The organism is Companilactobacillus mindensis DSM 14500, assembly GCF_001434275.1.
Lineage (GTDB): Bacteria > Bacillota > Bacilli > Lactobacillales > Lactobacillaceae > Companilactobacillus > Companilactobacillus mindensis.
The window spans coordinates 17,072-36,570 of record NZ_AZEZ01000093.1 but is presented as its reverse complement, the minus strand read 5'-3'; the positions used below and the strand labels follow the sequence as shown (position 1 = coordinate 36,570).

Sequence of the window (19,499 nt, the reverse complement as noted above, 5' to 3'; positions counted from 1 at the left end):
GTAATTGTTTGAACGTATGTAACAGATTTACCATCTGAACTTAGCTTTGCAGTATCGGGATCAAAACTATTGGCTAAACTTGCGTCTTCTTGAAGTGGCACGGTCACTGTACGGTAATATGTTCCGGGTTTGACATATTTGTCGCCAGAAACTACTCCGTCCGTTGCTTTGATCGTTGATGCTCCATTCAAAACATCTGTAAATGTATTATTAGAATCTGTCGTATCGTAATATTCTGTTCCGAATTGGACATCGCCATCTTTCAATGAGCCCGGAGTACCATCTGAAGTTATACCACTGACATCGTTTGATTCCTTGCCTTGTTCATCTTTAACACTAGATCCAGCCATAATATTACTTATTGTTGTCGTTGTACCGGCAATATTAGCCTTAGATGATGCTGGAGCAACTGTTACCTTTTGAGCATAACTGACACTGACAGTGCCATCATCATTATTTATTGGATCTGTATGAACTGTATCGTCCAAAGTATTTCCATCTAATGCATTAGCTTTCAACTTGAAGGTAATAACTCGATAGACATCTCCGACCGAAGCGAAAGTCTTTCCGATTGGGGCAACTCCATTCTTAAAGTCAGTTGCATTCTTATAATAAGAATCACCATAACTGATGGAACTTACAATTGAGCCAACACTATTTTTAATATCACTGGTTTCATTAGTACTCAAACTAGGATCTGTTACTGATTGACCAACCGTTGCTGAAGTACCAACAATGTTGGCAACAGCTTTGTTAAATTCGACATCGACTGCTTGAAGATAAGTAACACTATTGTCAGTCTTGCTGACTAAAACAACATCATTTCCTTCAAAATCATCAGCTGCTGAAACACCAGGAATCAAATTAAAGGTAATTCGACGATAATACGTACCAGCTTTAGTAAATTTACCATTTACAACATATTTACTTGTGTTGTCTGGATTGTAATTTTCAGTACTGTCATAGTATTGTGAATTATCAGCTGTAACATCTTTACCATCATTTGTAACAATCGTGTGGCCCTTTTGAGTATCAGCTTGAATATTCTTATCAAGCAAAGTATTCACAGTTGGATCTGGTTGTGGTACATCTGCGGTATTAGAATCAGCTACAACTTTTTCATGAGCAATCGTTGCTGTGGCAACATTTTTATCAACGTGAATATGTTGTACATACGTAACCGTTGTCACATCATTTGCCGTAGTAACGACTGGTTTCACACCATTAAATTCATCAGTGAACTCATATTTACCAGCATCATCAGGATTTACCGTGAAAGTAACCGTTCTATAATAGTCACCGGCATCATCGAAATCGCCATTGGTATCTGCATTGGCAATTTCATTAGTACCGTCCACAGCATCTTGAGCTGTAGGATAATAATTAGTTCCAAAAGTTACACCAGTTACACCACTAGAAAGATTTACAGTACCGTCATTATTGGTCAAAGTATAATCAGATGCCGTATTTAAATCTGTAATAGGAACTCCAGTATAAGTATGTTTATCTGGGGCATCCCCTTTACCTTGTTGTGCAACCACGTCAACTTCTTGAAGATAAGTTACGGTGTCATTTGCTGTATTGACGCTAACATATTGATTATTGACATTGAAATTATATGAAGAAGCATAATTATTCTTCAATGGGATTGTTACTGCTCGGTAGAATGAACCAGCTTTATTAAAGTTGCCATCTGCATCTAATACATCTACTACTTTTTTGTCACCCTTATCATAGGCATCTTTGTCATAATAAGTTGTTCCAAATTGAAGTGTTCCAGTTACATCATCTAACGTAGTAGGTATAGAACCCTTTGGCTGGTATTTAATAGCAATGTCAGCAGGACCGCCAAGAAAATTAAGTTTAGTTTTAATATCAGCTGGTTTTGTCCCCGTATTAACCGTTTTAGCTTTGATGGTTACCTCTGACACATTTGCAACAGTGATATTAATTGGTTGTACATAAGTAATCGTATCACCATCAATTTTATAATCAGTACCTTCTTTAAGGCTACTATCTGCAAATTGAAGGGTATAGTTAGATCCACTGTTTAAGGTAAATGTGATAGTTCTGTAAATAGGACCTTCTGGACCGGTAACTCGTTTATTTGTTCCGTCAGTAATAATTCTACTTGATGTATCTGAACTATTATTAATTGCGTCAGTCATATTGTCGTAATAATTTGTTCCAACGACTCCAGTACTAATAGTTTTACCACTACTATCTGTAATTTCATTAGTTCCACTTTCGATTTTGCTTAGAGTATTTCCTGAAACTATATTTCCACTAGATACATTTACAGTTGCAATTTCCTTATCAACACTGATTTTTTGAATATATTGCACTTCATCTTTTTCAGCATCAACTGAACTAGCACCAGGATAGCTGTATAAGTAGCCATCTCCAGATTTTACCTTAATAGTAATAACACGATAATATGTAGAATCAGTCAAGTTAGCAACCGTCAAATCATTGGTTCCAGCTTTAGCGTCAGCTTCTGAGGCATAATATTTTCCATCCAAAGAAGCACCACTGTATTCAATAGAACCAGTACTACCGTCATCATCAGCTAATGTATAATCTGAAGTTCCCGTCAACGTACTTGAATTTGTAGCCGTATTATATGGAACTTCCAAATCATGATTACCAAAGGTTGCTGTTTTGGCTGATGGATCAACAATTACATCTTGCACATAACTTACTGAGTTATCTTGATCACTGTGTGTATATGAACCCTTAAATTGAGATTGATCATAAGCCGTTTTTGTTAAATAAAATGTAACTAAACGATGGTACGTCTTAGCAGTGGTCAATTTATTAGTTGTAGAAATATCGTTAGTCGTATTGTTTAATGTTGAATCATCGTAATAAGTATTTCCAAAGGAAATTCCGGAGTTGTTATCACCCTTAGTTTTATCTAGAAGCGAATCATCTCCACTTGGAAATTCAACAGTACTTGGATCATGTAATCCTGAATCTGTAACCGAAGTTCCGATTGTAGTATGGACATCATTTATCGTTGGTGTAATGTCATTAGCATTAATTATTATTGTTTGAACATATGTAACGGTACTATTTGCCTTACTTACTTTTACGTTAGGATCATCACCATTGAAAGTGTTATTGGCAATATCCTGTTGAGTCAAGTAGAAGGTAATCGTTCTTAAATAAGTTCCCGCCTTATTGAAAACACCATCTTTAACAACATCAGCTGTTGTTTGACCTACTTTGGCAGGATCATTCAAAATAGCCTGCTTATTGGCATCGGTTGGACTTACTTTATAATAATCAGTTCCAAAGCTGACGCCATTAGGGTTGCTGTCACTCTTAACGAGTAAGGATTTACCATCTTTACCAGTTATATCGTTACCATCTGTGGCAGTTGAAACTGATGTTTTGTCACCAATATTAGCAGTAGCAGTTGCTATTTTTGTATTAGCTTCATCTTGAACATCAATTTCTTGTGTAAATGTTACTGTATTTGTACCCTTTCCATTTGGTTCAGGTGAAAATTTAAGATTACCTACTTCCCCATCTGGCAATGTAAATGTTACTTTACGATAGTAAACTCCTGATTTAGTAAAATTACCGTTTGCGTCAATTAAATCAGTTACTTTATCAGTGGCAGAACTATTACTGTAATAATCTGAATCAAATGATACACCGGTAGTATCCAATTTATTTCCTAAATTGTCCTGTAAGTATTCAGCAGTCGTATCAGTTAATTTATCACTCTTTGAAGACGAACCAACTGTTACACTTATTGGATTCAATACTGGCGTTGCATTATCTGTTACTGTGACTGGACGTGCAATAGTCAACATTTTAGTTGAATAGTTGAAAGAATAATTAGTTCCTTCTACTTTTTTCACTTTATTAATTCTTGTATCATATGGGTCCACTGGCTTTTTAGTATTCTTATCATCTGATTTATTAATCATGGCAGTTATAGCAGCATCATCACCATTATCTACCTTATAAGATACTGTTTGATAATAAGTACCTGCCTTGGCAACTTTACCTGAACTAACCGCGTCTGAGACATCTCCACCATTTGTCGTAGCAGGAGAAAAATCAGATTTTTCTGAATACGCAATGGCTGCACTTTCAGATGAAAATAAACTTTGGCCATAAATAGGCGTTCTAGTTTTCGAAGCGCCTCCATCAGTTGTATATTTATCAACAATTGATAACGAATCATTACCACTGTTTATATTAGCTACTGGAGTTCCTACAACTGACACCGCTGGATCTGAAGTAACATTAAATTCACTTTTACTTACGGTAAATGAGAAATCTGTTAATGACGGATCTGCAACAATCTTAGGATCATCCAATGTATGTGGACTATAGTCTTTATCATCTTCATTAGTGACTAGTCTAACTCTCAGCGTCAAAGGATAGTCAATCTTATCATTATTAAAGTTATCTATTGCTGCATTATAGTCAGCGTTATTTCTTAATAGAATTTGTTTACCATTTCCATCATAAACAGTTATTGATCCCAAAACATCTCTATAGTAATAATTAAGATTAGAATCTTGAGTTGTATATGGATCACTAAAAGATTTTAGCTTTGCTACATCAGGATCATCTTGAAAATCTTTAAAATAATCTGGGTGATCAGGGTCAAAATAAGAATATCCACTGCCTAGGTTTCCATTACCTAACCAACCTATTTTTCCTTCTAGAACAGCAACAATCGCCTTATTATTAGAAACATATTGGTCTGCCCATTGCTTTTTAAACGCAGAGAAATAAGTATATGGATCAGCTGGTGGATTGTAGTTATTACCAGCCTCAACAATAGTTACTGGCATCAACATTGGAACCACTACTGGAGCACCCGCAGCTAGTAATGCCACTGCAACGGCACTACCTATATATTTAATATTCTTCTTCATCTTAAAGTCCCCTCCGATTTACGATGAATTATGCATCAATAACGTATAATTCAAATAATAGCACTTTAAAAATTTATTCTTTATTCACTTTTGAATAATATTATATGTGAATAATTAATTACTTGTGTACGCGCTTTATTATATTACTAATTCAAAAATACTTGCCAAAAGTTAAAAACTTTATCAAAATTCCCCAAAATATCTTCCATTAGTTCTGGAAATTATTTTATTATTCACAATTCAGCTATTTTTAATCAAATAATTCAATAATTAAACTTAATTTGTTGAATAATTCCTATTGTATAACTAAAAAGAGTCTCAATCCTGATAAAATAACCAGGAATTGAGACTCTTTTTTAAATTTGTCTTTTTTACTTGCTATAAGTTAAATACGCAATGCCGTTTACTTTTTTTACTGCTTCTAAATTCAGTTCTTTGAACTTAGTCTGTTCGGAAAACAGTGGTATTCCCTTACCTAAGACGATAGGAATAATACCAATCTGGTAACTGTCGATCAAATCAGCATTGACCAGTGGAGCGATTATACTGCTGCCACCGATAATCCAAATATCTTTTTTGGACGATTCAGTCTTGAGCTTTTTGATCAAGTCGACTACATCATCCCTAACAAAGTGGATGTTACCGATACTTTCTGTGGGATGCGTCGTCAAAACATAGTTTTCATAATTATCGTAAGGATAGTTATCTGGCGACAATTTGTTGGCTACTTGATCATAAGTTTTTCGCCCCATAATTACGGTGTCGATATGTTTGACCATTTTTTCATACTCACGGTCAGTCGTTTCGCCCGAGGTGAAATCACTATCGATCAAAAAATCAATATTCCCATCAGCTTCGGCAATATAACCATCTAGGGTTTCGGCAATGAACAAAATCACTTTACGTGCCATATTCTTTTCTCCGATCGATTTATTTTGCCGTAATTATATAATCAATCCGTCAAAAATGCATCAAAGAAAGACTGATACTCATCCTTAATTTAAGATAATTTAAGGCGCTTCAGTCAAAGTCCACTGAATTTCACCTGAATATCTACCGGATAGATTAGGCATATTATTCTTTAGCAGAATACCGTCATCGTCATCCCAATCTTCAGTGATATCTTCAACTTGATCTTGGATTGTGACAGCTTTGGTACGTTGGGCAACAATTGGATCATTTGTCAGAGCTTCTTCTTGACCATCCTTGTTCAAAAAGACTAATGGCTGATAGTAGCTACTGTCTCTTTCATTGAACAGTCCACTTGACTTAGCTTTCAGATCCCATTTAGCCCCTAAAGAATCGACGGCAATCCGCCAATGTCCTTGACGATTGATATAATCATTCTTTTTATCCCGGAAACTAATATCTTCAAAAGTATAATCATTAACCTCCAATTCCAAGATCTTAGTTACGAATGAAATAGTTAAATCATAAGCTTGGCCTTGTCTGCCATAAGGGTCAGCAACCGAAATGTGCACCGTATACGGACCTTCTTTAGTATTCAAGCCTAAGAACGCAATGGTTCCTTTAGCATTAAAGGTCAGTGGTGGACCTTCATTGATTGTTGGTTGGTCAGCTACGAATGACGCAGTCTTACCATTGTCAGCTGTGATCAAAATAGGAACTTGACCAGCCTTAGTAGTGTATTCACTGTCTTCTTTATATTCAAATTGCATCGGAATACTGATCATCGAACCCGTACCACGGAGATAAACGATTTTACGAGGGGATGTTATCGATGGAGTTAGCTTTGGCACATTGATAACCACAGTCTTTTCTTCTGAAGTCAAATCACCATTAGAAACTTGGAACTTGATTTCGTTGCGGCCTTCCTTTAGTTGATCCAAATAGCTCTTATTATTATTAGATGGGACCACTTTACTGTAATTGATAGGATAGACGTCAAAGTCAAAATCACCATTACTGTCAACGGCTATCTTGCCATTCACATTTTCCGTCGGATCACTATCGTCATTAGCTATGAAGTAAAAATCATGGAAATCAGTGTCGCCTTCATTTTTGATTTTTAATGTAGCTTTTTGATAATTAGTGGAACTGACCGTCGTGCCAGCAATTTCATCACTAGCTTTCACATTCCAGCCTAAGTTCACCGGATCATTATTTCTGACATCTATCGTTTCCTTGTCAGGTGTCAAAATCAATCCGTGTTCAACTACTTTGAAATCATATTCGAGCACATTTGAAGTTCTCTTGCCATCAGTAGCGTAAACTTTTACCGTATGCGTACCAAGGGATAGACTGTTGCTCTTGATATCAAAATTGGCAGTTAAATTGGTTCCGGTTGTGGCCGTTGCCAACTTACCTGAGATCGGAGTCTCGTCATCCACTTGCAGATAAGTCGTAATCACAGTTGAATCAACAGTAGAATTGTCATCATAGTTTAAAAGTGCTTTCAAATTAACTTCTTTAGAGCGTTCAACAATTGTCGGATCAGCGCCACTCTTCGTTAGCTTCAATTTCTTAATATCAGCGACTTTAACGGTATAAACTAAGGTATTCGATTGACGTTTGGCTGAATCAATCAAAGTTACTTTGAAAGTATATGTCTTGCCACCTTCAAGGTCCCCTAATTCATAAGGAATATCAAACGTACCGGTCTTTGAACCACTAGTTGTCGGAATATCCCCTAGTAAATCAGCGTTGATCGACTTGCCATCTTCGTCATAAACTTGCACTTTGGCTTTCAAACCACTGGCATCAAAGGTAGAACCTAATGCGTAAGACATTGTACCTTTGAAATGAGCTGTCTCATTAACTTTCAACGATTGATTGAGATCATTCGTATTGGTTATTTGGAGCTTTTCATTAGAGATGGTAAATTCGGGACTCATGATCGTGCCAGTGTAACTTTCACTTTCAAAATTTGCGTGTGCTGCCGCAACTGTAGTTGTTTGAGGAGTCGTACTCTCAGGCGCATGTGCTTTTCCGTAGATTTCAACTTTGCCAATGTCACCGATATCTTCTAAGGATGGAACTGTTACTTCAATACCAGGTGCTTCTTTATATGTTGGTGGACTATCAAACGATTTACCAGGAATGGTTACGGTAACATTCTTAATTTGTGATTTATTGATCACTGTTTCAACTGGTGAACCATCGGCGGCTGTGTAAATTATTTTCCCGATATTTCCTGCAGCATCGCCATCGTAATCAACATGTTCTGGCAAAGCAATCGTTGTTGTGATGTCGCCTGAAGGAGATATACCACCGTTGTACTTCAAGGTATAGTCAAATCTCAAATCATCGCCATCAGTGGCAGCAACTTTGCCGTCTTCACTCGTTGTCTCTTTGGTTTCATCGGTCAAAAGAACGCTTGGGTTAACATCAGCAACCGCCGGCATCTTTTCCATTACTATGGCAAAATCTTTACCTAACGAATTAGGGGAACCGGTGGCAGCTGTGAAACCCCAATAAGCACGATTGTTAGTAAATTTGGTTTTATCAACGTCTAAAGTAGCCGAATTTAAGGCTTGCGATACTTTAGGAGTTCCATCGATAAATTTATCATTAAAACTATAAGTTAATTTACTTGTACTAGCCTTATATTTTATTTGAATATGACGCCAAGCCAGTTTTGGATCAGCTTTGGACCCAACAGGAGTATCAACGCCATCATATCCGGACATATAGGCCCCATTTTTAACTGGTGATCTGTGTTTCATATAATAGTAGTACTTTCCACCACTAGTTGTAGTTAAATATATATCTTCATCCCCAGGATAGCCCCAAGAAATGTGATTCTCTTTTACTTGTCTTCCTACAAAAGTTGTATCTCCGTTGTAAGCGTTGTAATCCATATAATCATTTTTGGAGCTCATATTAATATTAAGTATCTTATCGAATTCAATCGCCATACTATTACGGATCGGATCCGTCGACATCATTTTGGAAGGAAGTGCTATGTTATCAACGGTACCACCACCCCAGACGCCTAAAGTTTCCCCACCAACTGGAGCTCCTTTACTTCTGGAAATAGCTTGCGTTCCATTAGGATCCGTTTGCAAAACAAAGGCAAAACCATCGTCAACATCGGTCGTAGCACCACTATCACCGTTGTAGATCCATGCCGACAATTCTTGATCTTTATTCAGATCAAAGTAATTGTAAGTTCTAGCACCATCGCTATCTTTGATATTTCCCCAGACTGAACCGATTTGGGTCGTTGGCGTCGTTGTTTCATGCAATAGCTGAATAATGTCAGACTGATTGGCATACTTATTTCCATCATCGCCCGCAAGATAAAAAACATTTGAACTTTTGAAGGCTTTATCATTGTCCGTCGATGTATTCTTATAATATTCTGGCGCTACCACATAATCTTTTAACTTGACCCCTTTAGGAGCGACCGCATATGCCTCTTCAGTAGAAGGTATAATTACTTTAGGTTCTTCAGAAGCAGCTTTAATAGAGATAGTTTTCCCAAGAATCACCAAAAAAGCCATACTCGCAAATAACAGCATCGTTACAAAAGCAAATTTCTTATTTTTCATCACGATGTCCCCCACTTCTTATTTAAATGTATAAACATATTATCATAATTATATCTTGTTTAGACAAACTGTAAAGTTCATTTTATGAAAACGCTTTTATTATAATCAGACTATTATTTATAGCCCTTCAAAAATCAACTTATTTAACGTTTGGCAATCTCCTTTTGACTAACAAAATTTTAATCGTGCTATAGTCATCTTCAAAGAAGACAAGAAAGTTTGGCTTTCAAGGAGTGATCCAATGTTTATACTTGCATTGATCCCAATTTTAATGGGCAGTGGACTGGCAATGCAGACGGCGGTTAATTCCAAATTACGTAGCTACGTCGTCTCACCATATTTGGCATCAGCGATTTCCTTTACTATTGGGACAATTTTCTTAATCGTTTTAACTTTGATAAGTGGCATCAATCCCTTCATTTCAACTCACACCTTAGCTACAAATCCTTGGTGGATCTGGTCAGGCGGGCTATTGGGCGTGATCGGTTTGACCGTCAATTTGTTACTATTTCCCAAACTGGGCAGCGTGCAGACATCTGTCTTACCCATTTTTGGACAAATAATCATGGGTGTCATCATCGATCAATTTGGACTTTTCTACTCACCAAAATCCTCTCTGACACTCTTTAAGATATTAGGATTGTTGCTGGTAACCGGTGGTATGTTAATCACGACTGGAGTCTTTTCCAAACACAAAAAAATTAATTCCCAAAAGAGTTCTAATCTCATCTGGCAATTAGTCGGTATCGGCGCTGGCATGTTGATTGCGACCCAAGCGGCCATCAACGGACATTTAGGCGTCGTCTTAGACTCATCCGTTCATGCGGCAATGATTTCCTTCACTATTGGGACGATTTTATTGATCAGTGTCGTCTTGATTTTTAGATTGCCTGTCAGTAATTTGAAGCTTGCTATCAACACCGGGGCCAAAAATTGGTGGATCTGGCTCGGCGGTTTCTTAGGGGCCTTTTATGTCTTTGGCAGTGCTTGGTTAGTTCCACAAATTGGCACCGGCCAAGTCGTCGTCATCGCTTTATTCGGCCAATTATTCTTCAGCGCCTTGATCGACCAATTCGGTTTCTTTCAATCAAAGATCAATCGGGTGGAAATGATTCGTATCATTGGTTTGGTTGCCATGTTTCTCGGCGTTGTCAGTGTTCATTTCTTGTAAAAAAATAACGATAGAAGTATATCTCAGTAAAAACTGAAATACTTCTATCGCTTTTTTAATAACTTATTCTTTTGGTCCCTGCATCGGAACCATAGACGATCTTCTGTACATTTTTGGCGATCTCCGCAATCCGTGGAAAACCACTGAAATTACTCTGTTTGTGGCCATTAGTCATAATAACTAAAATATATCTTTGACCGTTAGGCATCGTGACAATGGCGGCATCGTTGTTAGTGTCATCGAGAAAACCAACTTTATCTTGGACAGTCGTTCCCGAATTGGCAGCTTCAACCCCTGCTGGAATACCAGTCCGATAAACTTGTTGACCCATCATTTGTAAAATTTTAGCTTGGTCGCTCTTGTTTTTAAATGGACCCGTACCTTCAGCTAAATCTTCCAGTAGCAGCTGTAAACTGTAACTTGTCGTTTGGGCCGTTTTGCCAGTTTGAAATACCGGTGAGTACCACCCTTGGCTTTTGACAAAGGAACTCAACTCGTCCGCACCATATTTGTCGATCTGAGCTTCCGAGAATTCATTGGCGCTGTTGACGATCATTTTCGTAAAGCCATCGAGATTCTCATCCGTCCAACTGAAATTGCCGTTTTGTTTTTGTTGCATCAAGTAAGCCGCAATATAAAGCTTGTAGGTACTAGCAGATGTATTGACAGCTTGAGCATTAGCTTCCACTTGAAGACTACCTTTTTCGTAAAGCTTAGCCGTTTTACCGTCAGTATTACTGCCATCAGCAGCTCCCAAGTTGTAAAAACTTACGCTGGCCGTACCATCTTTGGTTACGCTGTTGAGATAACTCGTCAAATTGGATTTGATAATTTGCTGTTTACGCTTGATGATCAGATTGGTAATGGGATTGTTGACGCCATTGCTAGAAGCATAGGAATTACTGATGTAATAAGTCAGTCCCAAAACTAATAGCAAACCAACCGTCGCAAACAGTGTCAGGATTTTTTTGATTCTTCTTCTTTTAGTTCTTATGTGATCACCCTCATTTCACCGTTTACATTGAATTTATTATAAATCATAGTAAGTAATTCAATTATAAAAGTAAAATGTGAAGTTTCTCTATACGTTTTTGTTACATTATTGTTCATTTGTCATTTCATCGTAATACAAATTAATCGTAGCTTTAAGTCTTCTTTAAGGTAAGAAAGCTATATTGTACTTGTGATCGAGATAGCCCTCAATCGCATAGATAAATCCCCTAATTTATCTAGCAACTTGAACTTCCCGCAATATTCCCTTATATAAACACAATGATAATAACTCAAATCCCCGTTTGAGTTATCCCCCCTAAATAACTAATATTATTTCACTTAACCCTTACTCCCTAGTAAGGGTTTTTTGTTACTTCCAATTAGCTTCTATATCTCTTCCAACCATTCTACCAATTTGGAGACTTGCCCTTACTAAATCGTTCTTCGAAAAATTAACATAAAGGTTTATTCCATTTTTTAATTCTCTAGTCATCTGGGTTCCTTTAGGAGACATATTTAATTTGGTTCCCAATAGATTCTTAGCCGTTGGTTTCCCAATAGTCACCCTTTTTAATAATTTACTACGCATCCGTTCATCATCAAGATATCCTTTTACTAAATTTATATACGCCGCTCGTGCTGAATTTCCTTCATATGTATTAAATCCATCATTCAACTTAAATGGTTTATCATCACGTATTGTCTCAACTACTTGATTATCTACATTAATTGATTTAACTTCTCCTTTTAGCAAATCAATATTTGCAATATTTAGAATAATATCGCTAGCAACGCTCCATAGTTCATCAGCTCTTTTTTCATTTAATTTCTCTATAAAGTAATTGTTGCCTCTCGTAAGATTGTCACTATCCAAAGAGACATTTAATTTTTTAAATAGTTCTGTTAATTTTCTTTCCAAGTAATTAATTTGAGATCCATCTAAAAGGCCATCTTCACGGCCGAAGAATATCACTTGATTCCACCATTTTTTATTCTTATCTTGACGAACCAATTGATTTAGAACCGAATTAAAAGCCCGTCCTACATATCTCTTTTCTTTACCTAATAAAATATATATTCCGGCTACTTTACTTTCTTCCACACGAGTTAATGACTTTATATCTTTCCTATCAGCCAAGCATACAATCACTGGTTCACGGTTATAAATAATAACATCGTCATTCAAATGATTATCGGTAATAAAAATATTCTTTGCCATTTTATATTCTCCAAATATTTAATTTTCATATAATTATATCTGAGAATACCGATGTATTTAGGATTTTTTCCGTAAAACAAAAACTTCGTTATAAAATAATATCTTTCCTTAATGAAAACGTCCTAATATTCGTTTATGATCCTATTAAAAAGAGCAACTCCATATTTTTGGAGTTGCTCTTTTGTCATTTCTATTAATTAATTTGTGCGCCACACTTATTACAATAATACTGAACCCATTTTTAATTGGTTTCCACATTTTGAACAAAAAATGAAATCTCCTGCATCGGCAGGTGCATTAGTGTTGGCATTGCCATTGTTATTAATAGCATTAACAACATTGTTAGTATTGTTGACTGATTGTTGACGAGTTAATTCTGACTGCTTGCGAACATTTCGATCATCTTGGAATTGAGCTAATTTTTGAGTCAATTGATTTTCTAAACCATCAACTCGACTAGCTTCGAAAAATGGAAATTCAATAGTTTTTTCAATTCCTGAACGTTCATAAGTGAATGATGTCTTGATTCCTCCACCCAACACAGCTGCTCCAATCACAAGTGCTATCAATGCCGCGAACGCTGAAGCACCGAACATAGCCAAACCGACCATAATCAGAATTGCTCCTAAAATAATCGATCCCAACTTGTATGATTTTGAAGTATAGACATTTGTTATCCCCGAAAGTGGTGATGAATCCTTTGTTTTACCGGCTGGCAATAGACCAAATAGAATCGTATTGGGCATGTTTACACGTAGGAAAGAATCATCCATCGTAATGCTCCCCTTGACCCAAAAGGCCACCAAACTGACCGAAAATAGATCACTATCATTTTGCGAATTAACAGACTGAACCATAAATATCCTCCTAAAATATATATTTTCAAGGATAGTATATGGGAGATATGTTTTTTCTAGCAACGTGATTTGGTTATAATAATATTTTCTTCAAATATTAAATATTTTTGGTATGAATTTTATTGTTTTGTTATCTAAACCTTATTTCGTTATGAAATAAAGCTAATGCTAAATACCAATACATCAAAAAATCATTTTATAAGTTCATATTTAAACATATCATCCTTTATATATGAGTTATAAAATTCATTCAAATTGGATTTCATCGAAATAATATCACTATGTAATTCCGTATAGTTATAAACTTTTTTATTTTTATCATTTTTATAATATGTATCTAATTCTTGAATTATTTGGTACATTCCATAATTATATTCATCGTTATAATCATCAGTTTCCTTTGCCTCTTTTAATATCCTATACCATAAACTAATGATCCTATGTTGATAATCGTTTAAGGATTGAGACAATATATACTCACTTGCTAACGATCCAGTATCAAAACATAATTCATTCAGATACAGTCTATGATCAGAACCATTAAACGAAATACATTTATTCTTAGGAGTTAAACAAGTGAAAATTAAACAATTTAATAAAAATTTGTCATCCTTTTCAAAAGCATCTCCACCATCATTACTTGTAAAGTAAACATCCTTATCATACCAATTTTTTAATGGAATTACTTTGGCAACAAACATCGGTAATTTTTTCAAATAGTTATCTTTTCTAAGCCAAAATCCATATGAATTTTTTAGTGCCGTATTAAAATTTGTTCTTACTAAATTATAATGTTTCGGATCAATCATAGAACTCTTAGAAACCAAATAACCCACTATATTATCATTATAAATAGGTTGTCTTCCATTACTATGATGTTGCCATTTTTCATCTTCATATCCATTAGATTTTACTACACTTCCTCCACTAAGATCATTAGAAAATTTGCGTGTATCGTTTAATAAAGATATATTAGTTTCTATTTTTTTTATTACAATTGTTTTTTTGATATCCAAAATATCATTATTAACAATATCATATGCATCAAGCGACAATGAATCCAGTTTAAAGTCATCTATATTTTGCCATTGAATACAGGATATACTTGAAGGACTAGCGTGAAAATGTTTTCTATTGAATAAGAAACCTTTGATAAATTTTTTATTCACAATATTAGCGCTTTTAAAATATTTAACGGGAGAAAAAACAATGTAACTATCAGTACTTTGACGTAAATAATATTTAAATGCAGACCAAATAAATAAATTCGAAATTTCCCTGGCAACAGCCTGTTGACCATTAAATTTCTTAATATCTTTTTTAAATTCTTCCAGAACAAAGGAACCCTTCCGCCTAGTTGTAGCTCTTCTAGAAATATCCCCATTCTCAACAAAAGTTATTGAAGAACTATCTTGATAAGGTGGATTTTCAAACATAATAATTGTACAATTCTTATCCTTTAAATAAGAATTGATAATAGAATTATCTAAGTATTCTTTCTCAAGTGCATTCCCATTCAAAACGAAGCCACTAGAGTATTTAACAAGATTTTCCGTAGGTGGAATTATTGTTCTCACCTTATCTGCTAGCCTCTCCATTAGAACCTTATATTCATAATATTCATATGTAGATAAAACACAATGTGATAATTCATCGTCAGATAAAACAGATTCCAAATTTCCCGTTCCCGCACATCTATCTAAAATTATATAATCATTTCCGGATGGTACCTTACTTATTGCATTTCGTACCAATTCAGCCGCTTTTTTGGCATACGGTATAGCGGTGTAATAAGCTCCCAGATCTTTTTTATTCAATCGATCATTTAGTTTATCCATTAAATATTTAAATTTTTCATTTGTTCCTTCAGTGTATGGCAAAATAAAGTCTTTAAAAAAATAAGGTTCCCTTATTTCTCCAGTTATTTTAACGAGTCCAGTATCATCACCAATAAAATCTCCCTTGCTTGCCTTTGGGTGTTCTCGATAAAATTTTTCTGCCCAACCAACAATGCAACTCTCATCAATATTAATTTTCATATACACTTTTGATTTAAGTAAATCTAAAACTTTATACGTATCATCTTGATCCGACAAATCAAATTTCTTTATATAATTCTTGCCAATAAAACCATCATTATTTTTACTTGATGCCCCGATATATATATTATGAATGTCATCAAAATAATCTTTTGATTTATACAAATACAAAAACTGATCATTTAAAGAAATTAATAAACCGGTATTCCTTTAATTCTCAATTTTGAAAGATATTTTATTGCCTGAAATAACGTTTTATTTAAATTTTCTATATTTAATTTAAATTCTAAAATATTTCCATTCCATACTCCATCAGTATCATCTATTAGAACCTCATTATTTTTATAATCTATTCTAAAATTTTCAAAGAAGTCGATTTGTCCTTCTCGTTCATCCACATAATTTTTCTTCATACGAATTTCCCTCAATTTAAATTAAATACAATAATTCATTTATACTCTTCTACCAATTATTAATAGCTACTACAATATAACATATAGAAAAAGCGTATCTCTTTCAAAGAGCTTAAAATAATTGAATATCTTTATACGAAAGCATTTGAATCATATTCACGTGTATCGTTTCTAATGGCATTAGCCAGCTATATTTCCATTCAAAAATGTTGGTAGTAGTACTTAATCTATTTTCTACGATTAGTTAAATAAGTATATAAAAAATGAGAATGCTCTGAAAAATATCCCATCAAAAAAAATATTTACAAAAGATCACCACAGAATTAGTTTAAAATTTAACTTAATTGTTATAGAGAATTCAAAAATCAAAAATTTCTTTAAAAATCATACTTTTTCTAAGGCAATCTCAAATTAGCATTGATTTAAAATTCATCCAACGCTTATTTATAAATATAATGAAACAACAAAAATTAATTGTCATAAACCAATATAAAACAGATCAAATTTGTTCTAATTATGGTTATGATGATAGAAAACACAAATTAGAGATGAGATATTGGATTTGTTTAAAATGTCATACTAAGTATGATAAAGATATTATTACTAGTAAAATAGCTTTGATTACTTTTTATTATATTCATCAGATAAATAAGGTCGAAGGCGTCCTTAAAAGTTTATTTACAATTAGGTCACTTCCACTCAATGGTTATAAAACGCAATAAAAAAAGCCGAGAAATTTTCTCGGCTTTTTTGTCACTCCCACTCAATAGTTGCGGGCGGCTTAGAAGTAATATCATAAACTACACGGTTGACGTGAGCTACTTCGTTTACGATTCTTGTTGAGATCTTTTGAAGTACATCCCAAGGAATTTGTGCGAAGTCAGCTGTCATACCATCGATTGATGTAACGGCACGAATACCGATTGTGTAATCGTAAGTTCTACCATCACCCATAACACCAACTGAACGGATACCAGGTAGTACGGTAAAGTATTGCCAGATCTTTTCATCAAGGCCATTCTTAGCGATTTCGTCACGAAGTACCCAGTCACTATCACGAACGATTTGTAACTTCTCTTCGGTAACTTCACCGATAACACGAATACCTAGACCAGGACCTGGGAATGGTTGACGCCAAACGAGATCATGTGGCATACCTAATTTTTCACCAAGTTCACGAACTTCATCTTTGAACAATGTTCTAAGTGGTTCGATCAACTTAAATTGCATGTCTTCTGGAAGTCCACCAACGTTGTGGTGAGATTTAATTGTTTGAGCAGTACTTGTACCACTTTCGATAACGTCAGTATAAAGTGTACCTTGAGCCAAAAAGTCGATACCATCCAACTTAGTAGCTTCATCATTGAACACTTGGATAAATTCATTACCGATGATCTTACGTTTCTTTTCTGGATCAGTTACGCCAGCAAGTTTGTCCAAGAAACGTTTTTGAGCGTCAACTTGAATAATGTTCAAACCAAACTTACCTTTCAAACTGTCCATAACTTGGTTAGCTTCGTTCTTACGAAGTAAACCGTGGTCAACGAAGATACTTGTTAATTGTGTACCGATAGCTTTGTGTAGCAAAACGCCAACAACAGAAGAATCAACACCACCTGATAGTCCAAGAAGAACCTTCTTGTCACCAACAGTGTCACGAATCTTTTGAATTTGTTGATCGATGAAATCATCCATTGACCAGTTAGCTTTTGCTTCACAAACGTCGAATGCAAAGTGCTTCAAGATATCCAAACCGAATTCAGTATTTCTAACTTCGGCGTGGAATTGTACACCATACATCTTCTTTTCGTCATTGGCGATTGAAGAGATAGGTGCATTCTTACTTGTAGCGACAACTTTAAAGCCAGTAGGTGCTTCTCTTACCAAGTCACCGTGACTCATCCATACGAATTGCTTCTCAGGTAAGCCCTTGAACAAGACAGAATCTGGTTCTGTCACAGTAATGTCAGCGCGTCCGTATTCACGGTTGTCAGCTGATTCGACTTTACCGCCAAGGTTGTAAGACATCAATTGCATACCGTAACAAATACCTAAGATAGGAATACCTAGCTTGTAAATGTCTTGGTCGATTGAAAAGGCATCCTTGTCGTAGACACTCATTGGTCCACCAGAAAGGATAATACCTTTAGGATTGATTTCTTTAACTTCTGCAGCAGTAATAGTATTTGGTAGTAATTCAGAGTAAATACCGATATCTCTGATTCTACGAGTAATCAATTGATTGTATTGACTACCGTAGTCTAGAACGATGATGCTATCAGCATCAGGCCATTGCTTGCTCAAATCAATTTCCCCCATTTTTTTATTTATTCTATTGTATACGAAAATCTGTTCCATGTCATATATTGTATACGCTTAATATTTTCTGAGATAAATTTTATCGATCTGATGATCCTCAGATTTGTGTAATATCAGGTCGGCACGGTTCATTGTCGGCTTGATATAATCACGTAAATTTGGATAATTAATTGTCTCCCAAACATTTTTAGCCATCGCCATCGCTTCTTTCTCTGGTATTTGAGTGAATTGATAGTAATAACTATTCGGATCATTTCTAGCTAGATCCAACAGCGTTTCAAAGCGATTCAAGAACCATTCTTCGATATCTTTAACTTCAGCGTCGATGTAGATCGAAAAATCAAAGAAATCACTGACATAGATTTGTTCGTTCTGAGGCAATTGTAATACATTTATCCCCTCTACGATCAAAATATCTGGATTATCGGTCTCTTCAAATTTGCCTGGGATAATATCGTAAATATTATGCGAATATAATGGATACTTAATTTTGCCGCCTTTAGTTTTAACATCGCCCAAGAAGGTCAACAACTTGTTCATATCGTAAGTTTCGGGAAAGCCTTTTTTATTCATTAAATTGCGTTCCTTCAAAATCTTACTAGGATACAAGAATCCGTCCGTCGTCATTTGGGAAACGTTATATTGCGGATAAGCACGCTCCAACATGATCTTCAACAATCTAGCCGTCGTGCTCTTACCTACTGCCACCGAACCGGAAACACCGATGATAAAAGGAATCTTACGGCTTGAACGATCGACGAATTCATTTTTCAACTTGGTCAATTTACGGTAATTTTTCAAATAAATATGAAGCAAGTGGCGAATCGGTGCATAGATCGAACGAACATCATCGATCGAGATCTCATCATCCAAAGATTTGATTTTACGCAACTCGCCATCGGTAATAGCTTGCTTGGTATATTCACCGTGAAAGTTTTCCCATTGCTTGCGTGTAAATTCATCGTAGTTAGTTAAACTTTGCATATTATTAAACCCTGCTTAATATAATAATTAACTTTTATTAGTTTTCTGGTATTCTAGTATAGTATAGAACTTTTTCAAAAAAGGAA

Annotated in this window: 12 protein-coding genes; 2 read left to right on the top strand and 10 right to left on the bottom strand. The window is 35.3% G+C overall.

Annotated features, from left to right (window positions below; genetic code table 11):
* The 3 genes from FD29_RS08960 to FD29_RS08950 form a co-directional block, all read right to left on the bottom strand.
* On the bottom strand, positions 1 to 4,904 hold a 4,904-nt coding region (locus FD29_RS08960; protein ID WP_201780222.1), incomplete at its 3' end, for a hypothetical protein.
* 371 nt (positions 4,905 to 5,275) lie between these two features.
* Complete coding sequence (locus FD29_RS08955; RefSeq protein ID WP_057888599.1) at positions 5,276 to 5,815, bottom strand: dihydrofolate reductase family protein; 540 nt, start codon at positions 5,813 to 5,815, stop codon at positions 5,276 to 5,278.
* Positions 5,816 to 5,914: 99 nt separating this feature from the next.
* Complete coding sequence (locus FD29_RS08950) at positions 5,915 to 9,418, bottom strand: L-type lectin family protein (RefSeq protein WP_057888598.1); 3,504 nt, start codon at positions 9,416 to 9,418, stop codon at positions 5,915 to 5,917.
* Positions 9,419 to 9,659: 241 nt separating this feature from the next.
* Between FD29_RS08950 and FD29_RS08945 the strand changes: the two genes are divergently transcribed.
* On the top strand, positions 9,660 to 10,589 hold the full coding sequence (locus FD29_RS08945) for a DMT family transporter (RefSeq protein ID WP_057888597.1): 930 nt from the start codon (positions 9,660 to 9,662) through the stop codon (positions 10,587 to 10,589).
* A gap of 55 nt (positions 10,590 to 10,644) precedes the next feature.
* Here FD29_RS08945 and FD29_RS08940 read toward each other — a convergent pair whose 3' ends face one another.
* The 5 genes from FD29_RS08940 to FD29_RS08920 form a co-directional block, all read right to left on the bottom strand.
* A complete protein-coding gene (locus tag FD29_RS08940; RefSeq protein WP_235804294.1) occupies positions 10,645 to 11,526 on the bottom strand; it encodes a serine hydrolase in 882 nt (293 codons plus the stop codon).
* A 426-nt stretch (positions 11,527 to 11,952) separates the two neighbouring features.
* Entirely contained in the window at positions 11,953 to 12,801 is an 849-nt protein-coding gene (locus tag FD29_RS08935; RefSeq protein ID WP_057888595.1) for a GIY-YIG nuclease family protein, read from the bottom strand.
* Positions 12,802 to 13,019: 218 nt separating this feature from the next.
* A complete protein-coding gene (locus FD29_RS08930) occupies positions 13,020 to 13,658 on the bottom strand; it encodes a zinc ribbon domain-containing protein (RefSeq protein WP_235804293.1) in 639 nt (212 codons plus the stop codon).
* A gap of 191 nt (positions 13,659 to 13,849) precedes the next feature.
* Positions 13,850 to 15,862, bottom strand: a complete 2,013-nt coding sequence (locus FD29_RS08925) for a hypothetical protein (RefSeq protein WP_147007938.1) — start codon at positions 15,860 to 15,862, stop codon at positions 13,850 to 13,852.
* A 26-nt stretch (positions 15,863 to 15,888) separates the two neighbouring features.
* A complete protein-coding gene (locus tag FD29_RS08920; protein WP_057888593.1) occupies positions 15,889 to 16,110 on the bottom strand; it encodes a hypothetical protein in 222 nt (73 codons plus the stop codon).
* 455 nt (positions 16,111 to 16,565) lie between these two features.
* On the opposite strand from FD29_RS08920, the gene FD29_RS11850 reads away from it, so the two are divergent.
* Positions 16,566 to 16,832: a zinc ribbon domain-containing protein gene (locus FD29_RS11850; RefSeq protein WP_147007940.1), complete on the top strand. Its 267-nt coding sequence runs from the start codon at positions 16,566 to 16,568 to the stop codon at positions 16,830 to 16,832.
* A gap of 31 nt (positions 16,833 to 16,863) precedes the next feature.
* Here FD29_RS11850 and guaA read toward each other — a convergent pair whose 3' ends face one another.
* On the bottom strand, positions 16,864 to 18,429 hold the full coding sequence (guaA, locus tag FD29_RS08915; protein ID WP_057888592.1) for a glutamine-hydrolyzing GMP synthase: 1,566 nt from the start codon (positions 18,427 to 18,429) through the stop codon (positions 16,864 to 16,866).
* A 57-nt stretch (positions 18,430 to 18,486) separates the two neighbouring features.
* Complete coding sequence (gene coaA / locus FD29_RS08910) at positions 18,487 to 19,413, bottom strand: type I pantothenate kinase (protein WP_057888591.1); 927 nt, start codon at positions 19,411 to 19,413, stop codon at positions 18,487 to 18,489.
* Positions 19,414 to 19,499: the final 86 nt, after the last annotated feature.

Coding starts and splice junctions, on each gene's coding strand:
- FD29_RS08955 (WP_057888599.1), bottom strand. CDS start 5,815: ATGGCACGTAAAGTGATTTTGTTCATTGCCGAAACCCTAGATGGTTAT.
- FD29_RS08930 (WP_235804293.1), bottom strand. CDS start 13,658: ATGGTTCAGTCTGTTAATTCGCAAAATGATAGTGATCTATTTTCGGTC.
- FD29_RS08945 (WP_057888597.1), top strand. CDS start 9,660: ATGTTTATACTTGCATTGATCCCAATTTTAATGGGCAGTGGACTGGCA.
- FD29_RS08935 (WP_057888595.1), bottom strand. CDS start 12,801: ATGGCAAAGAATATTTTTATTACCGATAATCATTTGAATGACGATGTT.
- FD29_RS08950 (WP_057888598.1), bottom strand. CDS start 9,418: ATGAAAAATAAGAAATTTGCTTTTGTAACGATGCTGTTATTTGCGAGT.
- FD29_RS11850 (WP_147007940.1), top strand. CDS start 16,566: ATGAAACAACAAAAATTAATTGTCATAAACCAATATAAAACAGATCAA.
- coaA (WP_057888591.1), bottom strand. CDS start 19,413: ATGCAAAGTTTAACTAACTACGATGAATTTACACGCAAGCAATGGGAA.
- guaA (WP_057888592.1), bottom strand. CDS start 18,429: ATGGGGGAAATTGATTTGAGCAAGCAATGGCCTGATGCTGATAGCATC.
- FD29_RS08920 (WP_057888593.1), bottom strand. CDS start 16,110: ATGAAGAAAAATTATGTGGATGAACGAGAAGGACAAATCGACTTCTTT.